Origin of the sequence: Streptomyces sp. NBC_00829, from assembly GCF_045161795.1 — a bacterium.
In the GTDB taxonomy this organism is placed as follows: Bacteria; Actinomycetota; Actinomycetes; order Streptomycetales; family Streptomycetaceae; genus Streptomyces.
The window spans coordinates 8,046,253-8,061,041 of record NZ_CP108867.1; the positions used below are offsets into that span (position 1 = coordinate 8,046,253).

13 protein-coding genes, 1 tRNA gene and 1 pseudogene are annotated in these 14,789 nt (G+C 69.2%); 4 read left to right on the forward strand and 11 right to left on the reverse strand.

The genetic code is table 11. The features are described 5' to 3' along the window. Positions 1-13: 13 nt before the first annotated feature. Positions 14-223: pseudogene (locus tag OG293_RS35855) on the reverse strand (DUF6193 family natural product biosynthesis protein); the annotation flags it as partial. 104 nt (positions 224-327) lie between these two features. Between OG293_RS35855 and OG293_RS35860 the strand changes: the two are divergent. Next, positions 328-1,677, forward strand: a complete 1,350-nt coding sequence (locus OG293_RS35860; RefSeq protein ID WP_406002919.1) for a M4 family metallopeptidase — start codon at positions 328-330, stop codon at positions 1,675-1,677. A 343-nt stretch (positions 1,678-2,020) separates the two neighbouring features. Here the strand turns inward: OG293_RS35860 and OG293_RS35865 are convergent, their stop codons facing one another. Further along, a complete protein-coding gene (locus OG293_RS35865; protein WP_406002920.1) occupies positions 2,021-2,410 on the reverse strand; it encodes a hypothetical protein in 390 nt (129 codons plus the stop codon). Between the two features lie 90 nt (positions 2,411-2,500). Between OG293_RS35865 and OG293_RS35870 the strand changes: the two genes are divergently transcribed. Next, on the forward strand, positions 2,501-3,235 hold the full coding sequence (locus OG293_RS35870; RefSeq protein WP_406002921.1) for a helix-turn-helix domain-containing protein: 735 nt from the start codon (positions 2,501-2,503) through the stop codon (positions 3,233-3,235). Positions 3,236-3,856: 621 nt separating this feature from the next. After that, entirely contained in the window at positions 3,857-4,618 is a 762-nt protein-coding gene (locus OG293_RS35875; RefSeq protein ID WP_406002922.1) for a BTAD domain-containing putative transcriptional regulator, read from the forward strand. 249 nt (positions 4,619-4,867) lie between these two features. Here the strand turns inward: OG293_RS35875 and OG293_RS35880 are convergent, their stop codons facing one another. The 8 genes from OG293_RS35880 to OG293_RS35915 all read right to left on the reverse strand — a co-directional run bounded on the left by OG293_RS35880 (position 4,868) and on the right by OG293_RS35915 (position 13,301). Beyond that, positions 4,868-6,211 carry an NAD(P)/FAD-dependent oxidoreductase gene (locus OG293_RS35880; protein WP_406002923.1) on the reverse strand — a complete coding sequence of 448 codons (1,344 nt, stop codon included), beginning with the start codon at positions 6,209-6,211 and terminating at the stop codon, positions 4,868-4,870. Further along, positions 6,208-6,813 (reverse strand): flavin reductase family protein, encoded by a 606-nt coding sequence (locus OG293_RS35885; protein WP_406002924.1) that lies wholly within the window; start codon positions 6,811-6,813, stop codon positions 6,208-6,210. Before OG293_RS35885 ends, OG293_RS35880 begins: the two co-directional genes overlap by 4 nt. Before the next feature lie 49 nt (positions 6,814-6,862). Next, positions 6,863-7,354, reverse strand: coding sequence for an SRPBCC family protein (locus tag OG293_RS35890; protein WP_406002925.1), 492 nt, complete (start codon positions 7,352-7,354; stop codon positions 6,863-6,865). Further along, complete coding sequence (locus OG293_RS35895; protein ID WP_406002926.1) at positions 7,351-9,762, reverse strand: MMPL family transporter; 2,412 nt, start codon at positions 9,760-9,762, stop codon at positions 7,351-7,353. Before OG293_RS35895 ends, OG293_RS35890 begins: the two co-directional genes overlap by 4 nt. Then, positions 9,759-10,778 (reverse strand): hypothetical protein, encoded by a 1,020-nt coding sequence (locus OG293_RS35900; protein ID WP_406002927.1) that lies wholly within the window; start codon positions 10,776-10,778, stop codon positions 9,759-9,761. The genes OG293_RS35895 and OG293_RS35900 overlap by 4 nt, the downstream gene beginning before the upstream one ends. Before the next feature lie 43 nt (positions 10,779-10,821). Beyond that, positions 10,822-12,309 carry a cytochrome P450 gene (locus tag OG293_RS35905; RefSeq protein WP_406002928.1) on the reverse strand — a complete coding sequence of 496 codons (1,488 nt, stop codon included), beginning with the start codon at positions 12,307-12,309 and terminating at the stop codon, positions 10,822-10,824. Between the two features lie 17 nt (positions 12,310-12,326). Next, positions 12,327-13,007: a class I SAM-dependent methyltransferase gene (locus OG293_RS35910; RefSeq protein WP_406002929.1), complete on the reverse strand. Its 681-nt coding sequence runs from the start codon at positions 13,005-13,007 to the stop codon at positions 12,327-12,329. 207 nt (positions 13,008-13,214) lie between these two features. After that, positions 13,215-13,301 (reverse strand) — tRNA-Cys (locus tag OG293_RS35915). A 182-nt stretch (positions 13,302-13,483) separates the two neighbouring features. Between OG293_RS35915 and OG293_RS35920 the strand changes: the two genes are divergently transcribed. Continuing rightward, on the forward strand, positions 13,484-14,227 hold the full coding sequence (locus OG293_RS35920; RefSeq protein WP_406002930.1) for a GDSL-type esterase/lipase family protein: 744 nt from the start codon (positions 13,484-13,486) through the stop codon (positions 14,225-14,227). Positions 14,228-14,286: 59 nt separating this feature from the next. Here the strand turns inward: OG293_RS35920 and OG293_RS35925 are convergent, their stop codons facing one another. Next, positions 14,287-14,775: an SRPBCC family protein gene (locus OG293_RS35925; RefSeq protein WP_406002931.1), complete on the reverse strand. Its 489-nt coding sequence runs from the start codon at positions 14,773-14,775 to the stop codon at positions 14,287-14,289. Between the last annotated feature and the right edge of the window lie 14 nt (positions 14,776-14,789).

The window sequence follows — 14,789 nt, forward strand, 5'->3', positions numbered from 1 at the left end:
GTGCAAGGCGGGGTCATCCGCCGAGCGCGATCGGGCCGAGGCCGGAGGGCAGTTGACGCGCGGCAGGTGTCACGGCTTCGTGCGCTGTGGTGAACCGGCCGAGGTCCTCGCCGATGAGGCGTCTGCCCACCCCGTACGTGCCCTCGCTGTTCGCGGTCAGGCAGGGGACGACAACGGTCAGGCACGGGCGGGTGGTGGTCGAGAAGCGCAGCGCCCGGTGGCTCGTGAACGGGTATGGCCCGCTCCGCGAGTTTCACCGGAACGAGCAACCTCATCTCGTTTCCGGCGCTCCTACCCCCCGTGAAGAAAACATGGAACGCAATCGCGTTGGCGGCAGCTGTGGCTGCCCTGGGCATGACCGGGGTGGCCCAGGCGGGCACACCGCCCACCGGTCTCGGGCACGGCTACCACAACGGTGACGTGCAGATCAGCGCGAGCCGGAACGCCAACGGTGACTTCGTGCTGGTGGATCCCGAGCGCGGCGGTCTCCAGGTGCGCAACGTGGCCAACGACTACTACCAAGGCTGGGGCCAGGGCAGTCCGTCCTCGGACGCCGACAACGTCTGGGGCAACGGAAGCAAGGACGACCGGCAGACCACCGACGTGGACGCCTACTTCGCGGCCGCACGGACCTGGGACTACTTCCTGAAACAGCATGGGAGGCACGGCATTCACGACGACGGGGTGGGGCCCCGGTTGTTCACCGACGTGGGCCCGCCCGGTGAATTCTTCGCCCAGTACGACCCGGAGTGCGGTTGCATGGCCCTGGGCCCGGCGGCAGGTGGCAATGCCGCATGGAACACCACCGACGTGGTGGCGCACGAGATGACCCACGGGATCACCGGCATGACCGCAGGCCTGGATCTGAACGGCGAGGCCGGGGGCCTGAACGAGTCCACAAGCGACATCTTCGGCACCCTGGTGGAGTTCTCGGCGGACAACGGCAAGGACCGGCCGGACTACACCATCGGTGAGGGCGTGAGCGGCAGACCCTTGCGGTACATGGATGATCCCACCAAGGACGGTGTGTCCAAGGGGTGTTGGACGCCGGGTGTCGGAGGGGGAGAGGAACCCAATCACCAGATCGGTGGGATCAGCAACAAGTTCTTCTACCAGTTGGCCGTGGGTAGCGGGAAGTCGCAGTGGGGGGACAGCCCGACCTGCGGTGGAGCGCCGGCGGTCACAGGTATCGGCAACGACAAAGCCGGGAGAATCTGGTACCGCGCGCTGACCCGCTACCTGGTGCCCAACTCCAACTTCTCCGGTGCCCGTGCGGCGAGCCTGCGCGCCGCGGCCGATTTGTACGGCGCGGACAGCACCGAAGTCAAGACCGTGGCCGCGGCATGGCTCGCGGTCGGGGTTGACGGCAGCGACCCGGTGCCCCCAGCACCGCAGGCCCCGTCGTTGAAGTGGGTCAACTACCAGCGCAGCGCGGTCGGTGCGGAGATCATGGTGCGGCTGCGGGCACCCGACCCGCAGCGTCAGCGCGTCACTTTCACCGCCACCGGCCTGCCTCCGGGTCTGACTCTGAACCCAGCCACCGGTGTGGTCACCGGCATCCCCACCCAGCAGGGCAAGTTCGAGGTCACGTTCGCCGCGGCCGACAGCGATGGCAACGCCTCGAACCGTCAGATGAGCTGGGAGGTCGGGCCCCCGGTGAGGTCTTTCCGATCTTGAGCTGCGTTCCTCGAACGGGAAGTCTCGCTCGAGGAACGCAGCCGGTATCGGGAATGAGAGCAGGACCTCTTGGTAGCTCGGAGGGTGTCTACGCCATTCCCTGTACCAGGAGGTCCTGTTGTCGCAGTTGTACGCCACCGTGGAGGCGGAGTCGGCCACCCTCGCGTGCGACCGTGCGACCGTGCGACCGTGCGACCGTGCGACCGTGCGACCGTGCGACCGTGCGACCGTGTGGCTCTCGGTTCGGAGACGCCGTCGGCGACGGGGTGCGCGAGCGCCGCTACCCGACCGACCTCCGGCCCGAGAGCCTCGCCCAACACCCGGCGAACCTGTGCACGGTTGCTCAGGCGTTCCTCCGCCACATGAGGACGGCGGCGACGGCCAGCAACACGATCGCCGCCACGTCGATCCGTGCCACGCGCATCGTCGCGCTGTTGAGACCCGGTGTGGAATACGCAAGGAGCAGGAACGCTCCCATACTGATCACCCCGGCCGTGACGGCGGGGACGCGCAGCGACGGAACGAAGGCGGCGCAGATCAGGGACAGTCCAACAAGCGCCAGCAGGACGGCCCTATGGCGCAGGAGCACCGTCAGGTCGGCGGAGTCGGCGCCGTCGACTGACACCCCGTATGCCGTCGTGATCCGGGATGGCGCGACCGCGACGAAGCCGGGAAGGAGATTCACCGCCCCGACGAGAAGAAGCAGGGTGGTCGCAACGCGGTCAAGCCACATGTCAGTTCTTCCAAGGGGTGGGGGAGGGACAGCCCCTAGCATGTCTGTATGCAACCGGCGTCGCTTTCAGAAACATGCCGTGATCAGGCTGTGCTGTGGTTGTGGCCCGGTCAGGCGCTGTATGTCGGCCCGTCCCTGGTGTTGGACGTCCACTCCGGCTCGGTGAGCTGTCTGGCGGTGGGAGTCGACGCGGAGTTCACCGTCTGGCTGGAGAACGGCCCCTGCCATGTCACCCGTACGGCACTGATTGCGGCGCGGGTGCGGCACCGCATCGTCGCTCACGGGGACCGGATGGCCTTCTGCTACCTGGACCCCGTTTCGGCGCGGGAGACGGCGTGCCGTCGGATGATGAGCGGGGACGCCGAGCTGGCGCTGGGGCACCGGCACGAGCTCGAACTCTCCCGGCTGGCCGGGGTGATGGACGGGGGTACTTCCGTACCGGCTGCCCGGCACTGGCTGGATCTCGCCGGCCACGACGACGCCGCGGAGACCAGGGACGCACGGATCCGGCAGGCTACCCGACGGCTGTCGGAGGACGCCGGGCAGCAGCTCTCGGCGCAGAAACTGGCGGCGGAGGTCGGCCTGTCCGTGTCGACGTTCCTCCGGCTCTTCCGGGCCCAGACGGGGACGACGTTCCGCCGCTACCGCCTGTGGACGCGCATGTTGCGGGTGGCCACCCTCCTGGAGACATGGCCGGATCTGAGCACGGCGGCGGTGGAGGCGGGCTTTGCCAGCCCCTCCCACTTCAGCAGCGCCTTCCACGCGATGTTCGGTCTCCGCCCCAGCCGGCTCCTCGCCGGGGACGTGACGATCAGAGCCGCGTGAAATCCTCGCTTGGGGTATCGGTAGCTCTTCTCAGGGCTCTTCGGTGTTTATCGCCCTCGGACCAACGCGGTGGAGTGGGGGAGTCCTTGCGCGCATGTGCCACCTCGGCGCCGGCGCGGGCGACCTTAGTAGTCCTCGTGGCCAGGGCGTTGCCGGGTGGGCATGGAATAGCGGCAGCAGTGCGCTGACCGTCCGTCACGAAGTGCGGTCGTGAGCGAAGTGGCGTGAAAGCAAGTCGGCGACAAGAAACGTGGGTAAGGATGGCCTGCAAGGCGCTCCATGCCTAACGACTGGGGTTAACCGGGGGGAACTTCATGCGCGCATTCTTGCGCCCTGTCGAGGGACGCAGCGGGGGCCCGGGATCTGTACCCAAAGCGGAACCGGCCGCTCATCGTCCGGAAAGGAACCGGCCCCGGATACTGGGCCGGACGATCCGGGGCACCCCCTGGCCGCCACCGACGGCCTCTTGGTCGACGGCCTCTTGGTCGACGGCCTCTTGGCCGGCGACCTCTTCGTGAATTCTCACCTGTTCCCCTGTTGTGCGTTCCCGTGAACACGCCATTTTGCTGGACGGGCAGATTGACTGATCTGCCGTTAGGTTCTCGTAAAGGTGAAGCTTAAATGGAATTAGGTATTCTCGGCCCCCTCCAGGTTCTTGATGAAGGTGTCAGCGTCAAAATTCCTGGAGAGAAACTCCGGGCCATTGTCGCTGTCCTCGCCCTTTCCCCGGGGCGGCCGGTTTCCAGGAACGAGCTGATCGATGAACTGTGGGGTGAGCAGCCACCCAGGAACGCCGAGAACTCCCTGCACGGTCACATCGCTCGGCTCCGCCGGGTACTCGCCGCCCGCACGGGCAAGCGTTCGCTGCGCGAAGTCGTCGAGACATCGCCCTCCGGATACGCGCTGACCGCTCCCGAACTCGAGGTCGACGCCGCTCGCTTCGAGGAACTCGTGCACCACGCCGAGATCGTGGAGGAACGAGAACCGGATCGCGCCGCAGGACTGCTCACCGAGGCGGTCGGCCTCTGGCGCGGACCCGCACTCGTCGATGCGGGGCAGGGTGTGATCTGCCGCATGGCCTACACCCGGCTTCAGCAGACCCGGATCGCTGCCTGCGAGCGGCTGTTTGCTGCCCGCCTGAAACTGAACCAGCACCGTTCCGTCATCCCCGAGCTCGAACAGATGCATGCCATGTATCCGTTTCATGAGCGCTTCTGCGAGCAGCTCATCACTGCCCTCTATCGGTCCGGTCGGCAGGCGGACGCGCTCGACACCTACACCCAGATGTGTGAGCGCCTCTCGCACAGCCTGGGACTTGATCCCGGACGCGAGTTGAGGGACACGTTCTACGGGATCCTGCGTCAGGACCCGGCCCTACTGTGACCTGGCAAGCCGCCCGATTCGGGCCCAGCTGATCCGAGCAAGCGTGTGATGTCGTGCACCTGGTCTGCCAGTCACCGGTCATCCACGCTGTTCGGCTCCCGGGGGGACGCGGTGCTGCGGGGGGCGTAGGCCCGGCGACACCGCCGGCCCGAGCCCCCCGGACCGCTTCCCGCCCGGTTCGCGCCCAGTGCGGCCGCGCGGCGCCCGCGGCTCCTGTCCGCCGACAGAAGGCGACGAGCCGCGGGTGCCTCACGCCGCACGTCGTGCGCCGCGCTCCAGCATGCGGAGATGGGCCCGCAGCAGTGCCCTGGCCGGGCCGCGCACGGGGATCCGGGGTGCCTGGGACCGGTGCCACGGGAGCTGGTGCGCTGCGTCGCCGCCGTCCAGCATCGCGGCCGTGTGCGCCCCGTGCGCCACCGACATCGCCAGCCCGTGCCCGCAGCAGCCGCCGATGTACCACACGTCCGGACTTCCCAGGAGGGGACCGACGACCGGCAGGCCGTCGACGGTCATCCCGATGGTTCCCGACCAGCGATGAGAGACCTCCGCCTTCGACACGCTCGGGTGCAACAGACGCAGCCGCTCCTCCAGCCAGCCCCAGGCACCGGCCGAACCGGCCCGGTCCGGAGCCGTCGCCAGAACGGCCCTTCCGCCGCCCATCACCAGCCTCCCGTCGTGCGAGAGCCGGAAGTACGGCGCCAAGGGATGGGCATCGATCAGCGCGCAGTCGGTGCGCCCGCCCAGAGCCTCCCGCGCCTCCGCGGCCAGCGGCGCGGTGGCGATCGCGTGCACCCGCAGCGGCAGCACCGTGCCGACCGGCAGGCCGAGAGAGCCGGCCGCCGCGTTGACGGCCAACACCGCTTTGCCGGTCCGCACCGTGCCACCCGGGAAGACCAGAGTGGCGCCGTCGCCCCCGCCCGCCGCCGCACCGGAACGGATCGCCAGCAGCGGGCTGTTCCCCAAGAAGCGAACGCCTTTGGCGGCGCAGGCACGTGCCAGGGCACCGCTGAGCGCGGCCGGGTCGAGGGTGGCGGAGCGGTACAACAGCCCAGCGTGAAAGGGCACGTCCAGGCGGTCGTGTATCCCCGCCGCCGAGAGGACCGGTACATCCAGTCCCAGCGACCGGTAGGACTCCGCCTGCCGCGAGAGCGCCACCAGCCCCGCGGCCGCACGACTGGCCACCAACTGCTCGCCGGTACGCAGTCCACACGGCGTACCCAGGCGTGCACACAGCTCGACAACCCGGTCCACGGCGTCGACGCTGGCCAGGTACATCCGGCGGGCGGTGGAGGGACCGTAGCGGCGGACGGCCTTGTCGATGGCCGGCCCGACGCGGGGTCCGAGCAGTCCGGTGCCTCGTCCGCTCGCGCCGGCGGCCGGGCGTTCGGCGTCCACGACCAGGATGTCGAGGGAAGGACTGCGCTCGGCCAGGTAGTAGGCGGTGGCGAGCCCGGCCAGTCCCGCGCCGACCACGGTCACGTCCGCGGTGACAACACCGAGCACCCGGTGCGGCGGTGCGAGGGCGGCGGGAGGGCCGGCCGGATCACGGTCGGCCGGTGCCCAGCAAGGCTCCCCGGCCGGGGGATGCCTCATGGTGCCTCCAAGGACGGTTGGGTTTCGGGTGCAGCACGGTCGGCGGGGGTGGCCCGGCGCGGTTCGGACAGGGTGTGGAACCCCCGGTCGTGCCAGAGCAGCGGCTGGCCGCTGCCCCTGCGCACCGCCTCGATCCGGCCGACCACCAGGCAGTGGTCGCCGTACCGGCGGATGTCCTCGGACAGGCACACCGACCAGGCGAGCGCGTCCTCCAGCACCGGCACCGCGAGCACATGGCGATGGGCCTGACGGGCGAACCGCTCAGCGGAGCCGACCTGGGGGTTCGCGAAGAGTTTCGCGCGCTCCTGCTGCGACTGGTGCAGCAGGTTGACGGCGAACCGCCCCTGCCCCTCGATCACCGCGAGGGTCCGCGAACCGGCTCCCAGACAAACGAGCAGCAGGGGCGGGGCGGCGGAGAGCGAGGTCACCGCGGAGACGGTCGACCCCACCGGGCCACTGCGGCCCTGAGCGGTGACCACACTGACACCGGACGCCAGCTTGGCGTAGAAGTCCAGACAGGCCGAAGCGTGCGCGCCGGGTTCGTCGAGCGCAGTGGCCGCGTCCGTCTCACCGCGGGATGCTCCGGCCATGACCTGACGCATCACCAGGCTCCTTTCATGGGTGTGGGTGCCTGCGTGCACACGGCCTGGACTACCGGCCGCTTTCGAGTGCGTCGCGCAGCGCGGTGAGCGTGGACCGCATCGTGGTCCGGTTGCGCGCGGTCCGGCGTACGACACCGGTGAGCAGCGGAGCGACGGCGGTGATCAGTCTGCCTGGCAGGCCCGAGCGCCTGTCCTGCCACTCCTCCGTGACCTCGCAGCCGTGGGGAAGCTGAACGAAGCGGTAGGTCCAGCGGGACAGCGGGAGGCCGAACAGGCTGACGTCGAAGGCGAACACACGGCCCGGGGTGGCCTCCACGACCGTGCACAGGGTCACCCACGGCAGCCAGGAGGCCCGGTTGCGGCCGAGGAAGCGCATACCCTTGCGGGGGAGAGCGCCGCGCCCGATGATCCACGCGCCACGGCACTCAGGGCTCCACTCGCCCATCCGCGCGACGTCGCTGACGGCGGCGTAGGCCACCTCCGGCGGCACCTGGGCGATGATGCTCTCGGCCACCCGCGGGGCGGCGGTCACGTCGCTCACGACGGCACCTCTTCCGGTACCCGGCGGCCGGGGGCCTTCCGGCCGGGCATCCACCAGTTCCAGCGGGTCATCAGGCGCATCGAGGCCGGCACCACGAGCAGCCGGACAACGGTCGCGTCGAGCGCGATCGCCACCGCCATGCCGATGCCGATCTGCTGGATCGGCAGGATTCCGGTGAACGCGAACGCCGTGAAGACCGCGACCATGAGGACCGCCGCGCCGGAGATCAGCGGTGCGGTGGCGGCCATCCCCCGGGCCACACTGCCGGTGTCGTCGCCGGTGCTGACGTAGTCCTCCCGGACACGGCTGAGCAGGAAGACCTCGTAGTCCGTGCTGAGGCTGAACAGCAGTGTCACCAGCAGTACCGGCACGAAGTTCGTGAGGTACCCGCTCTCATCGAATCCGAGCAGCCCGCTGCCCAGCCCGTCCTGGAACACCAGGACCAGTACGCCGTACGTGGCGGCCATCGAGACCAGGTTCATCACGATGGCCACGAGCGGCAGGAACACGGACCGGAAGGTGAGGAGCAGCAGCAGGTAGATAACCGCGAGCATGGTGCCGATGACGGTCAGCAGGCTGTCCGAGATCACCTTGTTGGCATCGACGCCCTCGGCGGTCTCGCCTCCGACGTAGACCTGCCAGCCGTCCGCCGACGGGAGGCCGGCGGACTCGGCGCGCACCGAGCCGAGCAGTTTCCGCACGGACTCAGCGGACGCGGTGTCGCCACCGACCACCTCGAGCACCAGCGTCCGGCTGTCCGCGGAGACGAAGTGGCGGACCGTACCGCGCAGGTCGTCCGGAAGCCGGGACATCGCCTGTGGTGCCAGGGCCGCGAACGGAGTTTCCGCGTCCACCTTGCGCAGCGCGTCCACGACGGAGTCGACGCGTACCGCACCGCGCAGGCCCGCGAGTTCATCGTGCAGGCGCACCAGTCGGGCGGAGTCCTTCGCCGAACGCTGGGCAAGGGGCGTGCGGGACTCGACGACGACCTGGATCGGAGAGGCGCTGCCCACGCCGAACTGGTCCTTGGCCGTGTCGTACCCCTCGCGGACAGCGGAGGTGGCGGGCACCACCCGGGCGTCCGGCGTGAAGGTCTCCAGCCCCAGGGAGGGCACGGCCAGCAGGCCCATTCCCGTGAGGCTGATCACCAGGAAGAGCACAGGGCGGCGCATGACCGCCCGGGTCACGGCCGCCCAGCGGCCGTGGTCCCGTTGGTCTGTCCCTCGCGCACGCCGGCGACGGCCGACCGTGCCCCACTCGATACGCGGACCCAGCAGGTGCAGCAGAACGGGCAGCAGCAGCACGCTGGTGAGGATGGCGAAGGCCACCACGAGGACGGCGCCGAGCGCCATCGACCAGATGACGTTGAGGTCGACCAGGAAGAGGGTGGACATGGCGGCCACGATGGTGACGCCGGAGGCCACCACAGTCTCCCCAGAGGTGCGCAGGGTGCGGGTGACGGCGTGTTCCACGGCCTGCGCGGACGGCTTCTGGCCTTCTGCGCGCAGTTCGCCCTTGAAGCGCATGATGACGAAGAGGGAGTAGTCGACGCCCACGCCCAGGCCGAGCATGGTCGCCGCGTTCTGCACGAAGAGGGACAGTTCCATGTGCCGGGCGATGACGGCGAGCAGGCCCAGGGTGAACGCCACTGACGTGATGCCCACCAGCAGGGAGGCCAGAGCGGCGGCCACGCTGCGGAACAGCAGCAGGAGCACGATCATGATCAGGGGGAGGGTGACCAGTTCGGCCCGGATCAGCCCGCGTTCGCTGAGATGGTTGACCTCGCCCCACAGCGCGGCCTGGCTCACCAGGGCGACATCAAGGCCCTGTGGGGAGTACTCGTCGCTCAACTTGCCCTGGATCTCGGGCAGTACGCGGCGGGCGGTGCCGTCGTCGAGCCTGGAGCCGATGCGCACCAGGGTGGTGCGGTGGTCCCTGCCGAGGAAGGAGGCGCGGGTCTGCTCCGCGGCGAGGGTGGTGTAGCCGTAGCCGCTGGTGGCCTTCAGATCGGGGTCGTTGAGCACGCGGTCGGCGACGGACCGCACCCGGGTGGCGAAAGCGGGGTCGCCTTCGGCGTGGCGGGTGTCCTTCACGACGAGGGTGAGCGAGGTGGCGCCGCGCCCTTCGAACCCGTTGGTGACCCGTTGGGCGGCGGCCACGGAATCCGAGCCGGACACGTACCATCCGCCTCCGCTGAGCGATTCGGTCAGCTGAGTGGCCCCCCAGCCCGCCATCAGGAGGAGCAGCAACCACAGGGCTGCCAGCGGTCGGCGCCGGCGGCGGGTGAACCCGGCGATGCGATCGGGCAGGCGGGAGAGGGGGCCCCGCCTGCCCGGGCCTGCCGCCTGTTCGAGGCCGACCGGTAGGGCCGGCTCCCGGGGGGCGGAGCGGGTCGTCCGCTCCGTCATGCCCGGATCTCGATTCCGTGCCCGCGGTCGTCGGTGAGAATCTCCATCAGCGCCCGGTTCCCTGTGGTGAGGCGCTCGCGCCGTCCCGTGGCCTTGTTGTGGATCTCCAGCTCACAGGAGGCGATCTTGGTGTTGAGGCAGTGCTTGATGCCACCGGGCGGGTTGTAGTAGTTGAGTCCCACGAAGTGCTCCGGACTGGCGCTGAACCGGCCGCGGATGGCTACGCTCTCGTCGGATGTGGCGAAGTTCCAGTAGAAGTAGCCGAAGTCGGCCTTGGCGCGGAGCGCCTGACCGAGAGAGACCAGCGAGTAGTCCCGGTCCTTGTGCCGGAGCACCAGGAAGGTGACCATCGGGGTGGTCACCGGCCCGGCGATCCGGGTGCGCCCGGTGACGATCTCCAGGAAGCTGTCGGGTTCCTCGTCGAAGCCGGCAACCTGGCCGAAGGCGTAGTAGTCGGTGTGCCTGCTGCCCCAGTTGTGGTTCTGGCTACCGGTCCAGCCGTCGATGCCGATCGTCCGGCCGTTCACTGTGAGGGTTCCGTCATAGACCGCGAGCGGGACTCCGACCAGACTCTTCGCCTTGGGGAATCCGCCCGTGTACATCTTCGGCGGCAGCAGGAGGAGCGGCGGCTCGTCGCCTTTGTACGTCAGGTCCCAGGCTATGTGGCCGTTGGTTCCGCACGCCTCTCCCCGCAGGGCGCCGGGTTCGAGCACCCGGTCGCCGACGCGAGCGCCGAACGAGTCGGGGCTGAACTCGCATTGGGCGATGGGGTATTCCTCCTTGGCGACCACGTGTTCGCCGGTAACCCCGTCGAAGTACACGGCCCACAGCTCACCGATCGCGGCGTCGGGCATGTCCGCGGGGGTGAAGATCGTGTACCGGATCCAGAAGGCCAGGGGCTCAGTGGGGTGGTTGCCCCGCTGGTAGAAACTTTCGTAGTGTCCCGTCCTCTGGCCCGGTCGGTAGTGCGTCCGGTTGAGCGCCGCCGCGTCGGCGGTGGCGTAGTCGATGTGCATGGGATCCCGTCTCCTCCGGTCTGCCGGTACTGGTCTGCCTGCCTTAGGCGTCCGCGGCGGTGCCGGCACCCGTCGGCACGGATCCGGCAAGGGGTCCGCGCCGTTCATACAGCGTCATGACCATCCCGTACTTGGGGCGCAGGGTGATGGTTGCGTGGTTCACGACGCGGTGGGACGGCACATGCCGGAACTCGTAGCGCCGTACGAGGGCTGCCAACAGCAAGTGCGCCTCCATCAGGGCGAAGTGCTTGCCGATGCACAGGTGTGGGCCGGCGCCGAACGGCATGTACGAGAACCGGTACCGCCCCTTTCTGTTCTCCTCCGCGAAGTGGTCGGGGTGGAAGCGCTCCGGGTCGGTCCAATGGCGCTCGTGGCGGTGGATGTTGAACAGGTTCACCAGCACCCGGGAGCCCTTCGGCACGTGGTACCCGCCGAGCTGGGTGTCCTTGAGCGTCAAGCGCGGAATGATCGGGGCCGAGGGGTACAGCCGCAGCGCCTCCTCGAAGACCTGGAGCGCGTACGGCATCGAGGACAGGTCCTCAACGGTGGGCATCCGGTCGGCTCCGGCCAGCACCCCGTCCACCTCCCGCTGCACCCGGCGCAACACCTCACGATGCTGGGAGAGCAGGTAGAAGGCCCAGGTGAGGGTGACGGCGGTGGTCTCGTGCCCGGCAGCGAAGGTGGTGATGATCTCGTCGCGCAGCTCACGGTCGTTCATCTGCTGGCCCGTGTCGGCGTCCCGCGCCGCGAGCAACATGTCGAGCAGGTCGTTCCCTCCGCCCTCGGGTACTCCCGCCGCGCGGCGCTCCTCGATGACGCTGTACATCATCTCGTCGATCCCGTCCATCACTTGATGGAAGCGGCGGTTGCGCGGGGTGGGCCAGCTGGTGGGCGGACTGAACGGGTTCTGCAGCCGGTCGAACGCGTAGTTGACTGCCACGTCCACGGCCTCGGGGCTGAGCGCCTCCCGGGTTCGGCTGACGTCCGTGCTGAACATACAGCGGCTGACGATGTCCAACGTGACCCGCATCATCTCGCCGTGCAGGTCGATCTGATGGCCGGAGGCGTAGGTGGCCTCCATGTGGGCGATCTGGTCCGCCGTGGAGTCAGCCATCGAACGGAACATGCCGGAGAGGGCCTGCTTGGAGTAGATCGGCTGCATCATGCGCCGGTTGCGCATCCAGCTCTCGTGGTCATCACTGGTGAGCAGGCCCTCGCCCAGGATCAGCCGGAGCGGGTTGTCCGGGCCGAGCTTGCCGTACGTGGCGCTGTCGGTGAGCACCTCGCCGGCCAGCTCGGGGCTGGAGACGCCGTGCACGACGAGCGGACCCAGTCGGTAGCGCACGAGGTCGCCGTGGTCCCGCCATCCCTTCTGCATGGCGTCCAGGATGTTCCTGCGGAAATCCACCACGTTGCCGAGCATCGGCATGCCGTCCGCTTCCGGAGCGGGCTGCAGCCCAGCCGACGCTCGGCTCGCTGTGGTGAGCGGCGCCGTCTCCAGCGGGGGCCGTTTGTCCTGTCCGTGTGTCATCTCCCGCACCTCCTCCGTCACTTGCGCCCCAGGGCGCAGACCCAGCCGAGAGAGCGGCGCGGCTCGGCGACGAACCGGGTCTCCCGGAACCCGGCCTTGCCGAGCATCTCCGCCAGTTCCGCCCCGGAGAGGATGTGCAGCCCGTCGCGCTCCGACCGCTCGGTGAACCGCCGACCGAAGAAGCGCTGTACCAGGGACGGGTCGGTGTCCGCCTCCCGGCTCATCTCCAGGGTGATCGACACCTGGCCCCCTGGCCGGAGTACCCGGTAGGCCTCGGCCAGCCCCTGCATGGGGTCGGGCCAGAAGTAGAAGGTCTCGATGGCACACACCTGGTCGAAGCCGCCGTCTTCGTACGGCAGGGCGGCCGAATCGCCGTGCCGGACCTCCACCTGGCGCCGGGCGACGCCCTCGACGTTGCGCCGCACGGCCTGGCTCACCATGTCCATCGAGTAGTCGACGCCCGCGACGAAGCCCCGGGACGCCCGCTGCGACAGCAGCTTCACTGCCATGCCGCCCCCGCAGCCCACGTCGAGGACACGCTGGGCGCGGGTTACGTCCATGTGCTCGATCGCCCACACGGTCAGGGAGCGGTGCTGAAGCGCCATCAGATGCCCGACCAGCTGCCCGGCCGAGCCGGCCGGCTGCCGGAAGTTCGTCTCGACCAGTTCGAGCGGTTTCTTGAGCAGCGTGCCGATCATCCGGGATTCCCTTCGGGACTTCAGTGTGGGACGCGATCCTGCTGGCGGCGGAGAAGATGACCGCGGCCCCCGCGGCCGGGAACACGCCACCGGGAGCGCACATCACACCTGGACGTGCGCGTCGCCGTGCTGACGGGGCTCACGTGACGACCTGTCATGTGCCCGCCTCGGGAGTCGGACACACTGAGCACTGCCCGGGGGCCCGCGCGGAGAGGGCAGGATTCGAACCTGCGAGGGCTTTCGCCCGATCCGAGTTGCCTCGGAACCCCGTTGGGCCACTTCGGGTACCTCTCCCTGCGGCGAAGAGCAACCGAGGTCTTCCTCGCCGGTGCCCTTGATTGTGCTGCAGGGCTCTGACATTCCGCTGATACGGTCCTTAGACCCCCAGCTCACTTCCGGACAAGGCTTGTGATGCAGGTGAGGGCCGCAGACAGCCGCGACACAGGTCAGCAGAGACCGGGGATAGGGTGGGCTTCGTGGCAGACAGCCCGCTGTCCCTCGTACGCGAGGAGAACGACCCTTACTGCTTGCGTGAGGACGAGCCCGGCACATTGCTGGCCCGGTCGCGCTGGCGCCGGCTCGTCGTGCTCGGCGACGGCAGGACGGAGCGGCGCGCCGAGCGCGTCGACGGCTACGGCCAGGAGCCCTGGTATGACAGGGTCGCCGACGCGCTGCGCTTGGTACACCCCGGGCTCGCGTACCTCAACCTGCTCGGCAGACGGGAGCAGCGGGCGGCCGATGTGCGCTCCAGGCAGCTGCCCGAGGCGCTCGCCTTCCGTGGCGACTTGGCGGTGGTCCATCTGGCCGGCCACGACCTGCTGCACTCGGCGTTCGACACGAGCGCGCTGGGGACGGAGATCGTCCGGATCATCGCTCCGCTGCGCGAAAGCGGCTACGACGTCATGCTGGTGGAACCCTTCGACCTGACGCAGTCACCTTGCGTGCCGCGACAGCACAAGGAAGCACTGCGCACCCGTCAGCGGTTGCAGACGGGGCGGTCCCAAACGCTGGCTCTGCGGCACGGAGCGCTCCATGTGGACCTGTCCGCCTGCCTGCCGGAGGCGGCTGCGTCCTTCTGGGCCGACGACCGGATCACCCCCAACGGCAGCGGGCACGCCGTCGCGGCGGCCGCGGTGGTGCGTGCGCTCGGGGAGCATCTGCGGACCGGCCGAGCGGCCGGCCGCCCGGCGTTCCCCGCCGTGGGCGAGGGGACAGGCTGACCTGGCCCCTGCGCGGGCCCAGACGGCTGCCGGCCCGGTCGGTCGCTTCGCCGGGGCACTCAGCTTTCGAGACTCTCCTTGAGCCTTCGCAAAGTGGCGCGCATGCCCACCTGGTTGGCCAGGTGGCGCTGGTCGGCGCGAGTGCCGGTGAAGACACGGCCGAGGAACTGGGTGAGACCACTCCACCGCCCGGTGCGCAGGTCCTGCCAGTGCTCGACCACCCTGGTGCCCTCGGCCTCCGCGGCGAACCGGTAGCCCCACAGGGCCACCGGAAGTCCGAACGTCGTGACCCGGAACGCGAAACCGTTCCCAGGCGCGGCCTGGGTGACGCGGCATTCGGTGAACCACAGCCACGGCCCCTTGCGGTTGAAGCCGATGAACCGCGCACCGAGGGCCACCGGCCCGCGCGGCACCCCCCACACGGCTTTGCACTCCGGGCTCCAGTTCCCCATCGCCCGCACGTCGGCCACGGCGTCGTACACCTGCTCCACAGGCGCGATGATGAAGATGCTCTCCTCGACCCGCCACCGGCGTTCGACCGGACTCATCCCTTGATTTCCCT

Bases quoted from the DNA above. Each gene is read 5' to 3' on its own strand.
- OG293_RS35865 (WP_406002920.1), bottom strand. From the start codon at position 2,410: ATGTGGCTTGACCGCGTTGCGACCACCCTGCTTCTTCTCGTCGGGGCG.
- OG293_RS35875 (WP_406002922.1), top strand. From the start codon at position 3,857: ATGGAATTAGGTATTCTCGGCCCCCTCCAGGTTCTTGATGAAGGTGTC.
- OG293_RS35880 (WP_406002923.1), bottom strand. From the start codon at position 6,211: ATGAGGCATCCCCCGGCCGGGGAGCCTTGCTGGGCACCGGCCGACCGT.
- OG293_RS35885 (WP_406002924.1), bottom strand. From the start codon at position 6,813: ATGCGTCAGGTCATGGCCGGAGCATCCCGCGGTGAGACGGACGCGGCC.
- OG293_RS35895 (WP_406002926.1), bottom strand. From the start codon at position 9,762: ATGACGGAGCGGACGACCCGCTCCGCCCCCCGGGAGCCGGCCCTACCG.
- OG293_RS35900 (WP_406002927.1), bottom strand. From the start codon at position 10,778: ATGCACATCGACTACGCCACCGCCGACGCGGCGGCGCTCAACCGGACG.
- OG293_RS35905 (WP_406002928.1), bottom strand. From the start codon at position 12,309: ATGACACACGGACAGGACAAACGGCCCCCGCTGGAGACGGCGCCGCTC.
- OG293_RS35910 (WP_406002929.1), bottom strand. From the start codon at position 13,007: ATGATCGGCACGCTGCTCAAGAAACCGCTCGAACTGGTCGAGACGAAC.
- OG293_RS35925 (WP_406002931.1), bottom strand. From the start codon at position 14,775: ATGAGTCCGGTCGAACGCCGGTGGCGGGTCGAGGAGAGCATCTTCATC.